The organism is Candidatus Palauibacter sp. (genome assembly GCF_965213655.1).
Taxonomy (GTDB): domain Bacteria; phylum Gemmatimonadota; class Gemmatimonadetes; order Palauibacterales; family Palauibacteraceae; genus Palauibacter.
Genome location: NZ_CBDBZT010000003.1, coordinates 2,870,411 through 2,885,781 on the forward strand (window position 1 = coordinate 2,870,411; position 15,371 = coordinate 2,885,781).

Annotated in this window: 16 protein-coding genes; 3 read left to right on the top strand and 13 right to left on the bottom strand. The window is 67.5% G+C overall.

Going from position 1 to position 15,371, the window contains the following annotated elements:
- Window positions 1–156: 156 nt before the first annotated feature.
- Genes ACOOGH_RS14845 through ACOOGH_RS14890 form a run of 10 tightly spaced genes read right to left on the bottom strand, consistent with a single transcriptional unit; the run spans window position 157 to window position 9,404 of the window.
- Entirely contained in the window at window positions 157–1,092 is a 936-nt protein-coding gene (locus ACOOGH_RS14845; protein ID WP_420449655.1) for a hypothetical protein, read from the bottom strand.
- Window positions 1,089–1,760: a VirB8/TrbF family protein gene (locus ACOOGH_RS14850; protein WP_420449656.1), complete on the bottom strand. Its 672-nt coding sequence runs from the start codon at window positions 1,758–1,760 to the stop codon at window positions 1,089–1,091. Before ACOOGH_RS14850 ends, ACOOGH_RS14845 begins: the two co-directional genes overlap by 4 nt.
- 17 nt (window positions 1,761–1,777) lie before the next feature.
- A complete protein-coding gene (locus ACOOGH_RS14855) occupies window positions 1,778–2,767 on the bottom strand; it encodes a type IV secretion system protein (RefSeq protein WP_420449657.1) in 990 nt (329 codons plus the stop codon).
- Window positions 2,768–2,780: 13 nt separating this feature from the next.
- The gene (locus ACOOGH_RS14860) at window positions 2,781–3,677 is read right to left on the bottom strand and encodes a hypothetical protein (protein WP_420449658.1); all 897 of its coding nucleotides are present in this window, start codon (window positions 3,675–3,677) and stop codon (window positions 2,781–2,783) included.
- 17 nt (window positions 3,678–3,694) lie between these two features.
- Window positions 3,695–4,936 carry a TrbI/VirB10 family protein gene (locus tag ACOOGH_RS14865; protein ID WP_420449659.1) on the bottom strand — a complete coding sequence of 414 codons (1,242 nt, stop codon included), beginning with the start codon at window positions 4,934–4,936 and terminating at the stop codon, window positions 3,695–3,697.
- Entirely contained in the window at window positions 4,933–5,820 is an 888-nt protein-coding gene (locus ACOOGH_RS14870) for a TrbG/VirB9 family P-type conjugative transfer protein (RefSeq protein ID WP_420449660.1), read from the bottom strand. Before ACOOGH_RS14870 ends, ACOOGH_RS14865 begins: the two co-directional genes overlap by 4 nt.
- Window positions 5,817–8,273, bottom strand: a complete 2,457-nt coding sequence (locus ACOOGH_RS14875; protein ID WP_420449661.1) for a VirB4 family type IV secretion system protein — start codon at window positions 8,271–8,273, stop codon at window positions 5,817–5,819. The genes ACOOGH_RS14870 and ACOOGH_RS14875 overlap by 4 nt, the downstream gene beginning before the upstream one ends.
- On the bottom strand, window positions 8,270–8,575 hold the full coding sequence (locus ACOOGH_RS14880; RefSeq protein ID WP_420449662.1) for a VirB3 family type IV secretion system protein: 306 nt from the start codon (window positions 8,573–8,575) through the stop codon (window positions 8,270–8,272). The genes ACOOGH_RS14875 and ACOOGH_RS14880 overlap by 4 nt, the downstream gene beginning before the upstream one ends.
- Entirely contained in the window at window positions 8,575–8,862 is a 288-nt protein-coding gene (locus ACOOGH_RS14885; protein WP_420449663.1) for a TrbC/VirB2 family protein, read from the bottom strand. Before ACOOGH_RS14885 ends, ACOOGH_RS14880 begins: the two co-directional genes overlap by 1 nt.
- A complete protein-coding gene (locus ACOOGH_RS14890) occupies window positions 8,859–9,404 on the bottom strand; it encodes a helix-turn-helix transcriptional regulator (RefSeq protein WP_420449664.1) in 546 nt (181 codons plus the stop codon). Before ACOOGH_RS14890 ends, ACOOGH_RS14885 begins: the two co-directional genes overlap by 4 nt.
- A gap of 357 nt (window positions 9,405–9,761) precedes the next feature.
- Here ACOOGH_RS14890 and ACOOGH_RS14895 point away from each other — a divergent pair, with 357 nt between their 5' ends.
- From ACOOGH_RS14895 to ACOOGH_RS14905, 3 genes are all read left to right on the top strand, one after another.
- A complete protein-coding gene (locus ACOOGH_RS14895; RefSeq protein WP_420449665.1) occupies window positions 9,762–10,487 on the top strand; it encodes a S24 family peptidase in 726 nt (241 codons plus the stop codon).
- A 154-nt stretch (window positions 10,488–10,641) separates the two neighbouring features.
- A complete protein-coding gene (locus tag ACOOGH_RS14900) occupies window positions 10,642–11,298 on the top strand; it encodes a restriction endonuclease (RefSeq protein WP_420450143.1) in 657 nt (218 codons plus the stop codon).
- A gap of 34 nt (window positions 11,299–11,332) precedes the next feature.
- On the top strand, window positions 11,333–12,820 hold the full coding sequence (locus ACOOGH_RS14905; RefSeq protein WP_420449666.1) for an SAM-dependent DNA methyltransferase: 1,488 nt from the start codon (window positions 11,333–11,335) through the stop codon (window positions 12,818–12,820).
- A gap of 259 nt (window positions 12,821–13,079) precedes the next feature.
- Here ACOOGH_RS14905 and ACOOGH_RS14910 read toward each other — a convergent pair whose 3' ends face one another.
- The 3 genes from ACOOGH_RS14910 to ACOOGH_RS14920 form a co-directional block, all read right to left on the bottom strand.
- Complete coding sequence (locus ACOOGH_RS14910; protein WP_420449667.1) at window positions 13,080–13,370, bottom strand: hypothetical protein; 291 nt, start codon at window positions 13,368–13,370, stop codon at window positions 13,080–13,082.
- 20 nt (window positions 13,371–13,390) lie between these two features.
- The gene (locus ACOOGH_RS14915; RefSeq protein ID WP_420449668.1) at window positions 13,391–13,690 is read right to left on the bottom strand and encodes a hypothetical protein; all 300 of its coding nucleotides are present in this window, start codon (window positions 13,688–13,690) and stop codon (window positions 13,391–13,393) included.
- A 354-nt stretch (window positions 13,691–14,044) separates the two neighbouring features.
- Entirely contained in the window at window positions 14,045–15,349 is a 1,305-nt protein-coding gene (locus ACOOGH_RS14920) for a hypothetical protein (protein ID WP_420449669.1), read from the bottom strand.
- Between the last annotated feature and the right edge of the window lie 22 nt (window positions 15,350–15,371).

Consider the following 15,371-nt stretch of genomic DNA (forward strand, 5'->3'; position numbering starts at 1 on the left):
ATCGGCGTCGCCGCTCCGGCGGCCGTGGCACAACCGCAAGCGCGCCAGCGACATACGGAATCGGATGCGTGTCCATCGCAGACGCGATTTCGTGTCCGGCGACCCCCCGAGCGCCATGTACACTCGCGGATCGGCATCGGCACGGGCGTCCAGCGCTCAAAACGGATCCCCCGGGAGCCGCGCCGACCGCCACACGGCGAAGTCGTCGATCATCGCTTCGGAGGGCGCGGCCGGGAGCGCCGACCGGAGTTCGGCGAGCCGCACCAGGCAGCCCCGGAGGCTGCCGTACCGCCCGATCACAAGCTTGTCCCTGCCGCGTATCCCCTGTTCGATCCGCTCGATCTCGCGGCGGATCTCGCGTCCGGTTGCGGACCCCTTCGCGCGGCCGGGGGACCGGGCCGGATCGGTCCAGTTGCCGAGGACCTTCTCCGCCCGGTCGAACTCGCTGTCGGTGCGGACAACGGCGACCGCCTCGACCTTTCGGCCCCGCTCCTGGAGCCCCTCCCAGAGTTCCCGGTGGACTCGGCCCCAGGAATGGAGCGCGGTCGCCGTGTCGTGGCCCGGATCCGCGTAGACGAACACCGCGCGCCCGGCATCCAGCGCGACGGGCAGCTTGAGGGGGAAGTAGCGGCGGATATCGCCCGCTGCGCCTCGGTACGCGCGCCCGGGCAGGACCCGGCGATCCAGCCCAAGCGCTTCGAACGCGGCGACCTTCTCGGGCTCGGTCGGGAGCCACGCCTGGCCGGCGTGGCCGATCACGTAGTCCAGCGAGAGCAGACGGCGCATCAGGACCACCGGTGACGCGATCCGGCGGTGGCGTATGTTTTCCGCTCCGAGCGCTCGGTAGACGGCGCGCGCGGCGATCCGGCAGACCCTCCGGCCTTCAAGCGCGTCCTCGGCTCCCAGTCTCCGGTCCAGGATGTCCTGGACGAAGCGGCGCGCGGTGTGGCGGTGGATCTCGAGCCAGTCGCGGATCTGGTCGCGGGTGAACACGCCGCTGTGGAGGCAGACCAGCGCGATCCACTCGGCCTCGCGGCCCGTCCAGCCGAACGCTTCGAGCGCTCTTTCGCGGCCCTTGAGATGCGCGATCATCGGTCGCCCCCGGTCACGAGCGCCCGGTCGGCGCGCATGTAGGTGACGAGGAGCCCCATCGGGTTGTGGACGACGAGCTCGGGGGGTATCGAGTCGAGAAACTCGAACCGAAGCGTGAGAGTCCAGCGCTCCCGCCTCAGCTCCTGTTCGCCTCTGAGATGCACGAGGTCGAAGTCCGCCGTCGCGCCGTGCGGCGGCTCGGGCGCGGGATGGATGCGCAGCACGACCTGCTCGACTTCGAGTTCGGTGTCGGCTGTTCCCGCCGCGACGCTCGCGACCTCCGCACCGTCCCTCTGGAACGCCGCGTTCGCGAGATCGGTGCTCAGGAACCGGAGGCTCCTCGTCCAGCTTTCCTGCGCCGTCGCCCGCCGGCGCGAGTGGAAGTCGTGGACGAACCGGTTCAGGAAGTACTTGGTCGTGGGATCGAGCGGATCGGCCTGCGCGGTCGCGGCCTCGTAGGCCAACGCCTCGGCGCGGCCCACCTCGTCGACCCGGATCACAATCGGCTTGGGCGGTTCCGCGCCCGCGACCCTGAGCAGAACCACCACGCCCAAGACCATGCTCGCGGAGAGCAGAATCAAGATCCTCCGCAGCTTGCGATTCGCCTCGACCACCTCGCCCCAGATCTCGGCGTACTCGCGGCCCGCATCACGGTCTCGTTTCATCATCGGCTTCTCCTTCGGGCTCAGACGGGTGGCTTGGCGGGGGCGGCGGCCTTGCTGGCGCCCTGCATGACGAGCGCGACGAACCCGGACCCTGCTGAGCCGGAACCGGAGACGAGCATCGAGGCGAGTTCGCCGACCTTGAGTCCGGCCATGAGGCCGCAGACGACGAGCGGCATAAGGACGACGGCCCAGAGCCAGAGCTCGAACGGGTCCGCGGTGCCGGTGCCCATGAGCGCATCGGCGTAGGTCGTGATGTAGCCGAGACCGACGCCCATGAAGACGCGCAGCACCGCACCGGCCACGACGCCGTAGAGCGTGTAGACCATCAGCGTGCGGAACCATCCCCAGAACAGGAACGAGAGCGGCTCAAAGAGCAGGAATGCGATGAACACGGGACCGAGCAGGATCGCGATGGCGATCGCGACCTGCGCCCAGATCACCTGCGCGTAGGTGACGCAGAACAGCGCCAGCAGGCAGAACACGAGCGACGCGCCCATCACGAGCGTGACCAGCGAGGAGAAGATCACGGTGGTGCCGGCGGTCACGATCGAGAGCAGGTTGCCCGTGGACCACGCCGCGCTCAGGTGCGCCGAGTACGCCTGCACGAGCGCCGTCATCTCGGTGTAGCCCGCCGAGACCACGTCGGACAGAAAGAGGTTCTGGAGCCAGATCCCGCCTCCGGCGATCATGGCCGGGAACGTGAACCCGACGCCGGGGATCGGGACGGTGTAGTAGTGGAGCAGCGTGCGGGGGATCGCGATCCCGATCACGAGCTTGACGAGATCCCAGGGCTGGAACGTTCCGCTGAACGCGATCCTCAGACCCGTCCAGGCGACCATCACGGCGGCGAGCCCGCCCCAGAGCTGGAGTCCCAGCGTGTGCACGTCGGGCGCGGCTCCGCCGACGACGGTGTCGAGCACGATGTCCAGGAAGCTCTTGAAGTCCTGGAGCTGATCGGCGGGGATCTGCGCTGGCACGTTCGGGTCGATGGACTGCGGAGGCAGTTGCATGGCCGTCGCGCCCCTACCGGTAGAACGAGGGAATGCGGAACAGAAGCCCGTCGCGGAGTGTGGTCCGGTTCAGCGAAGCCGCGTTTCGCATCGTCTCGGCGAGCGCGTTCGCGCGAGCGTGGTCGTCATGCCAACGTCCAAGCCACTCGAGGCGGGCGAGTTCGGCCTGCCTCGCCCGGCTCGCCTCGGCGGCGGCCTGGTGGGCGAGCACCTGTCCGGCGGCCGCGTTGATGCGCCCCTGGCTCAGCGCGGCGGCGACCCGGGCCTGCTGGAGGGCCGTGTTGGAGAGGTTCCGGTTCGCGGTCAGGTCACCGAACGAGCCCTGCGCGCTCTCGATGGTCTCCGCGAGCGCCGCCGCCGCGTCGAGTGCGGCGTAGTCGAGGACCCGCTGCCGGTCGGCGGCCTCGCGGGCGCGGCGGTAGTCTTCGAGCGCCCGCGTCGCGGCCCGGGGCGGAAGGTCCCGGAAGAGACCGAGTACGTCGGCCTCCGTCACCCGGTCGGCCGTGCCGTGGGCGGTGCGCCAGAGGTTGGTGAACGAGCGGCCGTTGCCGAAGCGCCGGACGGCGTCCACCGTCCCGCGGGCCTGTCCCCTGAAGTCGGAGCGCCAACCGAGTCCGTCGCGCACGAGACCCACGGGGTCGGCGGCGAGGTCGGAGAACGGCTGCAGGAGCGCGTCGATCTCGCCGCGCGCGGCGCGCTCCATGTGGTCGAGCTGGTCCTCGAGCTCCGTGAGCTGGCGGGCCATCGACCGGATCTGGCTGACCTGGTGCGAGATCTGCGTGATCTGGTTCGCGATGATCGTGGCCCGCTGGAACCAGCTCCCGAAGTCGAACTGCGCGCTCGCGGGAGTGGGGCGTGCGAAAAGCAGCAGGGGGACGAGAAGAACGGTGGCAAGGATGCGGTGGCGCATGGGGGAGTCCTTTCGTGTCATCGGTGTGTGGTGTGGATCGGGACCAGGACATCCGCGGTGAACCAGACGCGGAGCCGGTGGCCCGCGCGGATCGTGATCTCGGGCATGCGGTTCAGGTACCGGTCGAGCACCGAGGTGGCGCTGCCTCCGAGTCCCTGGCCGACGCCAGCCCGGAGTCCGTAGGGCGAGGTTCCGGCAAGCGTCAGCCCGCTCAGGGCGCCGACCGCTCCGGCGGCCGCGAACGTCGAGAGGTAGCGCCGGTTGACTTGGTCCCTCAGCGCGCTCTCGCCCGTCTGGTTCAGACCGGCGAACTCGAGGTCGATCCAGCTTCCGTCGGGCAGCAGCAGCCGGTGGAACGCCACGGCGAGGCGGCTCTGGTCGCGGTTCTGGACGGCGCTCGCGGTGCCGACGACGCGCGCGCCGCGCGGGACCAGGACGCGCTGGCGGTCGGTCGAATACAGCGGCACCGACACCATGGCGAGCACCGGGCCGGGGAACTCGCCGGAGAGTTGGGTGAGCAGCACCGCTTCGAGGAATGAGCCCTCGTGGATCCTCTCCCAGCCCGGCGGATCCTCGGGCCGGACAAAACGCCCGGGCTCGGATGGGCCGGACGCGGGTAGACTTATCTGCGCCGCTGAACTGCCTCCCCCGGGCGCGAACTCTCCGGTTGCCAGCCCGGCGGCCATCTCGGCTTCAAGCGCGGCCAGGGACTGCCCGAGAGACGCGAGCGCCCCGTCGAGGGCCGCATCGGGAGACTCGGGTGCGGGCGGTGGCACCGCAGCCGAATTTGAGCTCCGGTTCGGATCCCGGTGGGACTGCGCGACCGGGAGCGAGCGGAGCGAGCGCGTCCTGCGCTCGACCTCTTCGAGCCGGAGCGCCTCGCGTAGCTCGAACTCGGCCTGGCCGAGGGCGGCATGGCCGCCAGCGTTGCCGGCATCCGCCCCCGCGTCTTGTCCGGCTCTCTCCCGCCCGGCGTCATCGGACGGTTGCCGCTCCTGGTCCGCATCGGCAGCCGCCTGCTGGGTCTGGCGATCCGTCTCAGCGCTGAGGCGCCCGTCGAGCGAGCGGCCCGTGCGGTCGTCCACGGGCCGCGCCTCCGTGGGCGCGGCTCCCTCGGTCGTCTCGTCGGGACGCGACAGCGTCGAGGAGAACAGCAACCCCGCCACGAGCACGGTGATCAGCGCGATCCCGATCTTCGTGACGAGGCCGCCGGGCAGCGCGCCCTTCGGCTCCTTCACCCACTGCTTCCAGCCGCTCACCTGGAGCCCGCCTCTGGCTCCAACCGCCAACGCAGCCGCTTGTCACCGATCTGGAGCCATCCGTCGCCCATGACGCGACGGGCGATGTAGAGCCCATCCTTGGTCAGATCGAACGCGACCAGACTCGGCTCGCCATCCTGGAGTTCGTAGAGCGCCGGGGACTCGTGCGCTCGCGAGCTGATATAGGTGAAGAGCCCGTCGTGCCACATCGCCTCGACCCGGAACGGTCGTTCGGACGCCCTGCGGTCCAGCCGGTACTCGAACCGCAGCCGTCCGGGGTAGGAGGCGCGGAACGCCTCGACCTCCGCGGCCGCCTGCTCACGTGCCTCGGCGATCCCGGCCTCGGCTTCCTCGCGCGCCCGGCCCGCGGACTCGGCCGCTTGGGCCGCCATCTGCCGGTACGCTTCCACCTCGCTCCGGGCCACGAACGCGGGTCCGACGGCACCGCCGCCGGACATGGCCGCCGCCTCCGCGCCCGCCTCGACGCGCACCACGAGATGCGGCGGCTTCTCGCCGTGCTCGGAGACAAGGAACGAGTAGATGCGCCCCGATTCGCAGACGAGCGCGACGTTCGTGGCCGCGTCCTCGGCCAAGGGCTTCAGGTACGCCACGTTCGCCGCGCCGGTCAGGTGCCAGTATTCCGAGTCGCCGGCCACGAAGTCGAGGATCCGCTCTTCGGCCGGAAGCACGATTACCGTCGTGTGACGCACGCGCGCGCGCAGCCGGGGGATCCGCTCATCGCCCTCCTCCGGCACCGGCACGCGCAGGTAGGCGGCGTCGGCGCTCGCTTGCTGCGCGCAGGCGTCGCCGGGCAGCGCCAGCAGAAGCAGCGTGAGCAGGACAACGCCGATCCCGAGCAGGATCGCTTCGGTTGGTGTTTTCATGGTGTCGCGTCCTTTGCGTTTGTGGGGGTGGCGCGGGATGGGTTCGGCCGGGCGAGCGCTTCGAGCGCCTGGACCAGTCCGTGCCTCGCCACGGCTTCGACGCGCTTCTCGGCGTCCAAGGGCGAGGAGGTGTAGAGCCAGTAGCTCTCCGGATCGACTTCGAGCCGGAGCACCGCCGCCTCGTCCGGGCGGTGGAGGTAGAGTTCCCGCTTAGGGCTAAGCTCCCGGACTTGGGCCACCTCCGACTCGTTCAGCCGGAAGAGCGCTCCGGCCTCGGCGGGCAGCTCGGGGTTGGCGAGGAACAGCTTGGTGGGGATCGATTCGAGGAGCGCCGAAGCGCCGGGCGTTCCCGTCACGTCCACGGCGGACTGGGTGGCGAGCACGAGCGCGGCGTTCTTCTTGCGCCACGTCTTCGCCGCCTCGGCCAGGTAGTTCAGCACGGCGGGGTCCTGCATGTACCGCCACGCTTCGTCCACGACCATCAGCTTGAGACGGGCGGTCTCGGCCGGGTTCTCGATCTCCAGGCGCATGCGTTCCAGCAGGTACGACAGCGCCGCCTCGCAGAGGTCCGCGTGCTCCGCCGCGCCCGCCAGGTCGATCACCTGCCAGTCCCGGAACTCGATGTCCGCCCCGTCCGACGGCGCGTTGTCGAAGAACGCGCCCCAGGCACCGCCCTCGGTCCAGCGGTTCAGCGCGGGCCACATTGCAACCGGGAGCGAACCTGCCAGCACGCTCAGCGTCCGGCGCTCAGGCCCCAGCGCGTACAGGTCCTCGATCCGCGCGCGGATCTCGCTCGTGTCCGCTCCGTCGGCCTCGTAGCCTCCGAGCCTCAGGAGCCGGAGCACCCAGCCGGTGAGGAACTGGAACGTCCTCGTGCCAGCGGGCAGCGCGAACGGTTGTAGCCGGAGCGTCGGCTCCGTCTCGCCCGGCGCGAGCTCCAGGTACCGGCCTCCGAGAAACCGGGTCAGCCAGCGGTAGGAGCCGCCCAGGTCCAGAATCAGGATGCGGGGGCCGTACTTGAGCGCCTCGACCAGCAGGAAGTTCAGGGTGAAGCTCTTGCCCGAACCCGTCGCGCCCAGGATCAGCGTGTGGCCCACGTCGCCTGCGAAGAGGTCGTAGTGGTAGCCCGTGCGCCACGGAGTCTCGAAGACCGCCAGCGATTCACGGCCGAGGTGGCGGCTGTTCCTCTCTCCCCTCGGCGGCCCGAACACCGGCGCGAGGCACGCGGCGAGCCCGGCCGATACGAACACCCTCCGCACCTGCCGGCGTCTCGGCTGGGCCGGGAGCCGGGCGAACCACGCGGGAAGCTGGCCGTAGCCCTCCCGGATCACCTTCGCGTCGTGCGCGGCGAACAGTCGGCGCACGTCGCCGTCCAGCCGCTCGATCCCTTCGAGTTCGCCATGGAGCGCGACGGTGAGCGACGCCTCGCCGTAGGCCACCCCGTCGGCTTCCAGTTCGACCAGCGCGCTCCCAAGCCGGTCCGACTCGGCGGCCGCCGCCGAATCGACCATCGCCGCCGCCGTGCCCTGCGCGTCCTGCGCGTGCGCCATCATCGAGTAGCGCCGCGCGAAGTAGTGGCGCTGCGCGCTCCGGATCCGCCTCCGCGCCGATTCCACCGTCCACGGTCGCCATTCGAGCGAGACCGTCGTCACCGCATCCAGGCAGTAGAGGTCTTGGAGCAGGTTCGCGTGCGCCTGGCCCGGCGGTGACAGAAGCGAATACAGAATCACCGGCTCGCCGTCGAGCTTCAGGTGCGAGCGCTCGGCCTCAAGCTCCGACAGCGCGAGCCGCCAGTTCATGCCGCTCCCCGTCGCGCCGTCCCAGAAGGTGCCGGGCTTGTTCGTCAACTCGGAGAGGAGGCGGGACGCCTCGTGCGCTCCGAGCAGCTCGATGGTCGTGTGTTCGGCCACGAGCGAGCGGCCCGCGTCGATCATCGCCCGGAACCGATCCGCGGCCGCCTCGATCTCCGAGGCGAGGTAGGTCGTTCCCGTCTTGCCGCCGCGCTTCCGCCGTCGCTTGAGCCGTGACAGCGTCCCGGACCCGGACCTCCCGCCGACCTGGCGCAGTCCCGGGTTGTGCGACCACACCACAAAGGAATCGAGCCGCTGGACGCGCCCGGCGAGGAACGCGCTTCGCTTGCGCCCCGACAAGGACGCGATGTCCGAACCGTTGTCCTGCTGACTCTCCGTGCGGCTGGGACGCCGGAGCATGTGGAACTGGAGCCGCGTGCCGGGACCGAGGCCCGAGAGCAACCTCTGCCAGAGACCCAGCACGCGATCGATCTGCTCCGGCGTGCGACCGTCCACCACGGCGGGCCGGATCCGGCCCGCCGCCACCAGCTCGCCCGCACGGGTCAGGCAGCTTTGGCCGTCTTCGAGCCAACCCCAGTAGGGCAGCTCCTCGGCCAGCGAACCTGCCGCTTCGTGGGCCCGGAGTTCGTCGGCGACTCTCACCGGGAACCCCCGCGGACCAAGACGTGCCACGGCTCGTCCGCCCACTTGCCCGGATCGTACCGGGCCGGGTAGCGCGCCGCGGCCCGGAGCACCGCCAGCATCGCCGGGTCCCTGCGGCCCGCCAGCCAGCCCGCGCCGTAGCAGACCGCGAACACCAGGCCGCCCGCCACGAGCGAGGCCGTCGCGTTCCACACCGCGACCGCGAGGGTCGCGCCCAGCAGGAACAGCCGACGCTCGACGCCCAGCACCGTCAGCGGACGGTTGAGCGCCGCGTAGCCCGGCCAGCGTGTGAGGCCCCGCATTAGAACAGCCAAGCGAGGAAGTTCACCGCGCCCACGGCCATCCCGATCCCGAAGATGATCCCGGCCAGCGTGCGCTTGCTCCCGCCCTCGCCGAACGCGAACATCAGCCCGCCCACCACGATCGCGATCAGCGACAGCCCACGCGCGATCGGTCCGGTGAACTGCGTCTCGAGCTCGGCCACCGCGTCCACCCACGGGCTCGTTCCCTGCGCGTGGAGCGCGCCGGGCGCCAGCGCCAGTAGCGCGGTCCACGCGGCCGCCCGCGTCGTTCTCATCAGCTTCGTCATTCCGTTCTCTCCCTGTTGGGGTTCGGTCGGGCGCCGCCTTGCGCGCCGCCCCGGGTCTCGTCAATTCGATTGTGGACCCACGCGTCGAACTCCGACCTGATCCAGCCGACCACGCGCGGACCCAGGTGGATCGGCGGGGGAAAGCGACCCGCCTCCACCCAGCCGTAGATCGTCGGCCGCGCCACGCCCAGCCGGGCTGCGATCTCGGATGCCCGGATGAAGCGGATCGGCTCGTCCGTTCTCTTCCCGCCCGGCCTATCGGCCATCGCTCCACCCCCTCTCGTTCGTCCCGCGGCCGCTTTCGACCAGCGGCGCCGCTGGCGGCGCGGTGGAGCGCGTGCGCCGTCCGAGTCCGCGTCGTAGCCGTCGATGAACGCCAGAACCCGGTCCGCCATCCGCAGCGACGGCGAGCGCCCGGCGGCGATCTGGCGCATCAGATTCGGGTCGCCCACGGCCCTCATGCCGAACGTCGTCGGCGGCATGCCCGTGCGGTCGAGAAACGCGGCGATGCGCGCGTTGAAATGCCGCTCCAACGTCTCCATGGCCGTACTGCTCTTGCGTCTTCATGGCGAAAACGGTGGAAACACGTCCGCAAGCGACGCAATGCCTAGGAGATCACCTACATGTCGATAACGTCGAGGACGTCCAATACCGTCGGGTTGACACTGGACTCCGCCGCCAGTGGGGCGGTGAAGCACCCCCGCGCGCGCTTGCGAACAGTCTCCCGAACGATCTGAAGTTGGACTGGGCGGCAGGCGCGGAAACGGCGGACTCGGCGTCGCCGGCCAGCGAGTGGCGGGCCGCGTATCCGGACGTGGAGGGCCGATGCCGGACCGTTCGGCCGGTGGTTCCCTCTCCAGCTTGCGAAACCGGCCGGAAGCGGGACTATTTTCAGTCCCATGGGACGCAAGAAAAAAAGACCCGCCGCGCGGCTCGATCCGGTGCGCCGCCGGCTGCTCCGGCTGCTGGCGGCGAAGGGCTCGAACCTGCGCACCGCCTCGGTCGCCATGGGCCGCAACGACGCCTACCTGCAGCAGTTCATCTACCGGGGCACGCCGAAGGTCCTCGCCGAGGACGACCGTGAGATCCTGGCGGAGCATCTGGGCTGCCGGCCCGAGCTACTCAAGCACGGTCGGAGTTTCCGGCTCTCGACGAACGCCACACGGCCGTCGCCGCCCGGCGACGCCTACGCCGCGCCGATCGGCTACAGCGCAGTGCCGGAGGCGGATTTCAGAGAGGAGCCGGACGTGGAGGAAGCCTGGAACGGCGAGCTTCGGGTTACCGGAGATGCGTGGATGTTCGCCGATGCGTTCATCCGCCACCGGGTTCGGGCCGATCCCGGCGACCTGTGGATGGTCGAAGTGGACGGGGACTCGATGGAACCGCTGCTCTCAAGCGGTGACCACATCATGATCGACCTGAGCCGGACGGTGCCCGCGCCGCCCGGGATCTTCGTGATCTGGGACGGCATCGCGCTCGTCGCAAAGCGGATCGAGCACGTGGCGCACTCCGAGCCGCCGAAGGTGGTGCTCAAGTCGCTCAACCCCGAGTACGACAGCCACGAGTGTTCTGCCGAAGAGGTCCGCGTCGTCGGGCGGGCCGTCTGGGCGTCCAAAAGGCTGTAGGACGGGGCCGCTGGTGACGCTATCCCATGCTCCAGCGGCGGTTGCGCCCTTACGCCGGTTTCGCGAAACGAGTATGGTTGAGGTGGACCTGATCCTGGAGCGCATTGGAGGAGTCGTCGCCGTCCGCTGGGACGGTGCGCGGCGCAGGAGTGCATTGAGCCAGCCCCGCCTGACCGTTGACCTGCTCTGCCGCGAGGCCCGTGCTTTCGGCGAGAGAGAATCAGAGCACAGCGAGCCGTCGCTCTTCGGAGTGACGGACGGCAAGGCTGTTGGGACCTACCTTGAGCACAAGTTCCAAGCGAATCTCCACGATGGCTACGACTACCAGGAGGGAAGCTCGGCGAAGGGAATCGATTTCCCGGAACTCGGTGTCGACCTGAAGGTCACGAGTCATCGGCAACCACAGTCATCCTGCCCATACAAGGCCGCACGCCAGAAACTGTACGGCTTAGGCTACTCACTGCTCGTATTCGTCTACGACAAGACGGATGACGAAAACACTCGCACCGCCCGGCTCGACATCCTCCACACCGTCTTCGTCACGGCCGAGCGTACGGCAGATTTCCAGACCACCACGGGCGTCCGCCGAATCGTCGAGAACAGCGGGAACGTGGACGACCTTCTTGCGTTTTTTGCGGAGCGGCGGCTACCGGTGGACGAGATTGAGGCGAACCGGCTCGCCGAAGAGGTTCTCGTGCACCCCCCCGATGTCGGCTACCTCACCATCTCCAACGCCCTGCAATGGAGGCTTCAGTATCGCCGGGCAATCGACAAGGCTGGCGCGGTCGACGGAATTGTCAGAGTAAGGTGATCCCGTGCCTTCAGAGACAAAGACGAGAGTCAAGGTGGAGTTCGGCGACTTTCAGACTCCGACGGCCTTGGCCGAACGCGTCTGCGGCCTTCTGGCGGACCGTGGCCTACGTCCTGCGGGCGTCCTCGAGCCGACATGCGGCACCGGCACTTTCCTGCACGCTGCAAGCAATGCGTTCCCCTCCTCCAAACGGATACTCGGTTTTGAAATCAATCCCCGGTACGTAGCCGAGGCGCAGCACCTCCTCCGCACGTCTTTCCCGACCGCAGATGCTCAGGTGCGCCGGGCCGATTTTTTCCGGATGGATTGGGACGAGGTGCTTGCTGGACTGCCCAGACCGTTGTTGATCCTGGGGAATCCACCTTGGGTCACGAGTGCCGAGCTTGGCAGTCTGGGGAGTTCCAATCTGCCCGAGAAGACGAACTTCAACAGGCACCGTGGGATCGACGCTCTGACGGGCAAGAGCAACTTCGACATATCCGAGTGGATGCTCATGCGAGCCCTCGAGTGGATCGACGGGCAGAAGGCCAGCCTAGCACTTCTCTGCAAGGTGTCGGTCGCCCGGAAGGTCCTGCGCCACGCGTGGAAGCACGGACAGCGCCTGCGGAATGCGGAAATGCGCCGCATCGACGCACTCCGGCATTTTGGCGCATCCGTAGACGCCTGTCTTTTCGTCGTTTCCGGTTCGCCGCATCGTGGAGAAGTCGAATGCGCGGTCTACGACACGCTCGAAGCGACTTACCCCTCGTCGCGGTTTGGGCTCCGACGTGGGGACCTCGTTGCGGACCTGAAGTCATACGACAAGTGGGAACACTTGGCCGGGCCGCAGCGGTATCGGTGGCGTTCCGGCGTCAAGCACGATTGTGCGAAGGTCATGGAACTGCACCCAAGCGGTCCGGGCCTCTACATGAATGGCCTACAGGAGGAGGTGGCGCTCGAGCCCCGATTCCTCTTTCCCATGCTGAAGAGTTCGGAACTCGCGAACGGTAACGTATCGGTGCCCAGCCGATGGATGCTGGTCACTCAATCGGCGATCGGCGAAGACACTGCCCGCATCCAATCTGCAGCGCCCCGAACATGGAGGTACCTCTGCGCGCACGCCGGTCGATTGGACCGCCGCCGCAGCACGATCTATCGGAATCGGCCGCGCTTTTCGGTGTTCGGCGTGGGGAGCTACACGTTCGCCCCTTGGCGCGTTGCGGTCTCCGGATTTTACAAGAAGCTCGATTTCCGCGTGGTCGGCTCGTTCGAGGACAAGCCGATCGTTCTGGATGACACATGTTACTTCGTACCTTGCGGATCGAAGGCTGAGGCTGTCGTGGTGCGTGATCTGCTGCACTCGGAACCAGCCCAGGGACTGCTGAGCGCCTTCGTGTTTTGGGATTCGAAGCGACCGGTTACGGTAGGATTGTTGCGCCGCCTAGATCTCTTGGCGGTGGCCCGAGAGGTAGGAGCCGACGCCGAGTTGTCATCGTTCCTCGATGGCCCTTGTCCAGCGGGGGACCAACTGCGTTTCTGGTAGGCTTCGATCATCCCGGGAATCGGCTGTTGGACAACGCTGGCCTGCGGAGCCCTCTGCGGGGCTTCAATGAGGCTTGGGCCGATCGGCCCAGGAGATGGCTAGTCTAGCCCGGATTTCTCACGGGGTGGCGGATTTCGGGTGTGGAATGAAGAGATTAAGGCCGTGGTTGTGCGGGTCAACCGCGTGGCAAGGCGGGAAGGGTCCCGGTTTCGACGTCTGAGAGGCGAGAGACGGGGAGAACTGCTGGCTGAAGGAGTCTTCATTGCTCGCGGGGCGCACTGGTCCCGGCGGGCTTGCCGAGAGGATTCGCGACCTTGAGCCGCCGGATGGAGACGGTCACGCGGGCGCCCGAATCCGCGCGCCCGCTCCCTGCTTCGGGCTCGAACCGAACCGTCGCGCCCCAAACAGGCTGCCCGTCTTCGTCCAATACCAGCACCGAGACGGGTTCGAGCAGTGCCTGCCCCACCACAGCCCATTGATCATCGCCGGAGCGCGCCTCCAGCACCTTCGCCGCCTCGTCGGGATCCCGCGCCGCTGCGGTGACCTGCACGCGAGCGGAGCCCCTAGCAGCTAGTAGAGATCGCCAGCTTCTGGGTCCAACGACGCTCGATTCCGGGCCACGACACGCGCCATGCCGTTGCCGCGCACCGCCACATGGCCATCCACATCCACCAGGAAGACCTCAGGATCCCGGCTGCTCCACCGCACCGCGCCTCCCCGACCGTGAACGCGAACCCGCTGCCCGATGTGCGTCAGCGTCACCGAGTCCGGCACGATCTCGAGCGGTGCATCCGGGGCCCCGTCGTGGTATCCGAACAGCAGGATCCGAGCGCCACGAGGAACAGAGCGGCGACCGGCGGCGGCGTCCACCCTGACGACCTCGCAAGGTCTCGACCCATCGCGGCTGGAGGCGTGTGTGCAGCCGATCTCCGTTCGCGTCGGTTGCGGGAAGTCTCATCACGGTATCTCGGTATCTCGGTTGTCCAGATTAGAGGCGGGTGACATCGCGTTCCGAGATCGGTCGCCACGTTCGGAACCCGAAAGATGCCCGCTCCAATGCTCTCCGAGCAAACGGCACGGTGCCGGAAACCTATACCACCGCGGCCGAGGCGATCGACCGGCTCCTAGCTGCCCAGATGGTTGTCCGCAACAGCCGGCGCCTCAAGGCGGCCATGCGGGCCAGCCGACTGCCGTACCTGAGGACCCTGACGGACTTCGCAGGTGTCAACTGGCTGTCGCAATCCGTCCAAACTTGGATCCCAGCTCTCGCTTGATCGCGATGTTCACATGGTATCTGGGCATAATGGCCGAGGTAAGCGCCTCCTCAGACAGTGCCTTATTGATGTCACCGATGCTCCACTCCTGGGCGTTTCGCAAAGCCTGTACCCCAAGTACGGTCTCGACAAGATTCTGCTCGAACCACGCCCTCACGGCGTCCTCAACCAGCGATCGCGGAGCCTTGCGATCACTGAGTTCGGTGGCCCACCGATCGACCATGTCCTCGAAAACCCGAAAATCGGCGTTGACTAGGAGACGGTTCTGGTCGATCAGGTACCGGGCGGCCCGATCTTCGAGGTCGCCCGACTCACGTGTCCCATCGCTTACACTAATCCAACGGACTTCTGGGAATGGATCTGGCTTAATCTTCTCAGCCCGGGTACCGTTCTTCTTGAGAAAAATGGAATAGACACCTCCTGCCGTCCCCCCCCGACTCCCAGCGCGGGCGGGGGTTGAACGCTGTCTTCTTGCTCCTCGCCGAGGTATTCCACCACGTACTGTTTGCATCTCATCGACCTCGGATGTCCCCTTAGGTGTCGGGCGGTAGCGGCTGATACGATACAGATCGAGGATACTTCGCAAGCGCTCCCGAATTGTTTTGCTATGGTCGGTGGATTTGGAGCGAGCTGCCACCTCGTCGATCAGGTTGCGGATCTCCTCCGGCATCTTCTCGCGGAACTCGATGGCCCATTGGGCCCAAGGCAATGGTGCACTGTCCATGAGCAGGCTGGTTCGGGCTGTGTTTGTCGAAAGGCGACGAAGCTTGCCCGTTTCTGGCTCGACGTAGATTACGACTCGCCGGTGGCCGAGGATGATGCCAAACTGCTGAAGTTGAGACATGCCAGCGCGGCCGGTCGACATTTCGTAGAGTTCGCCGTTGTACAGTGCAGCCACATGACCGGAAGACTCAATGAATCCGGAGTTCTGGCTAAGGGCCTTATCGTCGCTGAGAATCCACCACCTGACCATCGCCCCAGTGACCGGCAGTTCCCCGTGCGCTTCAGAATGGTCCTGCAGGTACTTCTGTTGTCCGACCACTCGTCGCAAGACATTACGATCACGGTCCTCGCGTGGATTGAGCCACCCTTCCCTAGCCCTGATCGTGACTCCTGCCGGCAACGAGTAGTACCTGCCGTTCAAGTATTTTGAAACCCATCGTGATGGCGAAGAAGCCCCTTCTGGCGCCGAGACAGTGTCTGACTCCTCAGTAGATCCCAACAACAGAACCATCGTACCGTGTTCGCGGATCACCGCCGGCCTGACGTCGTCCTCG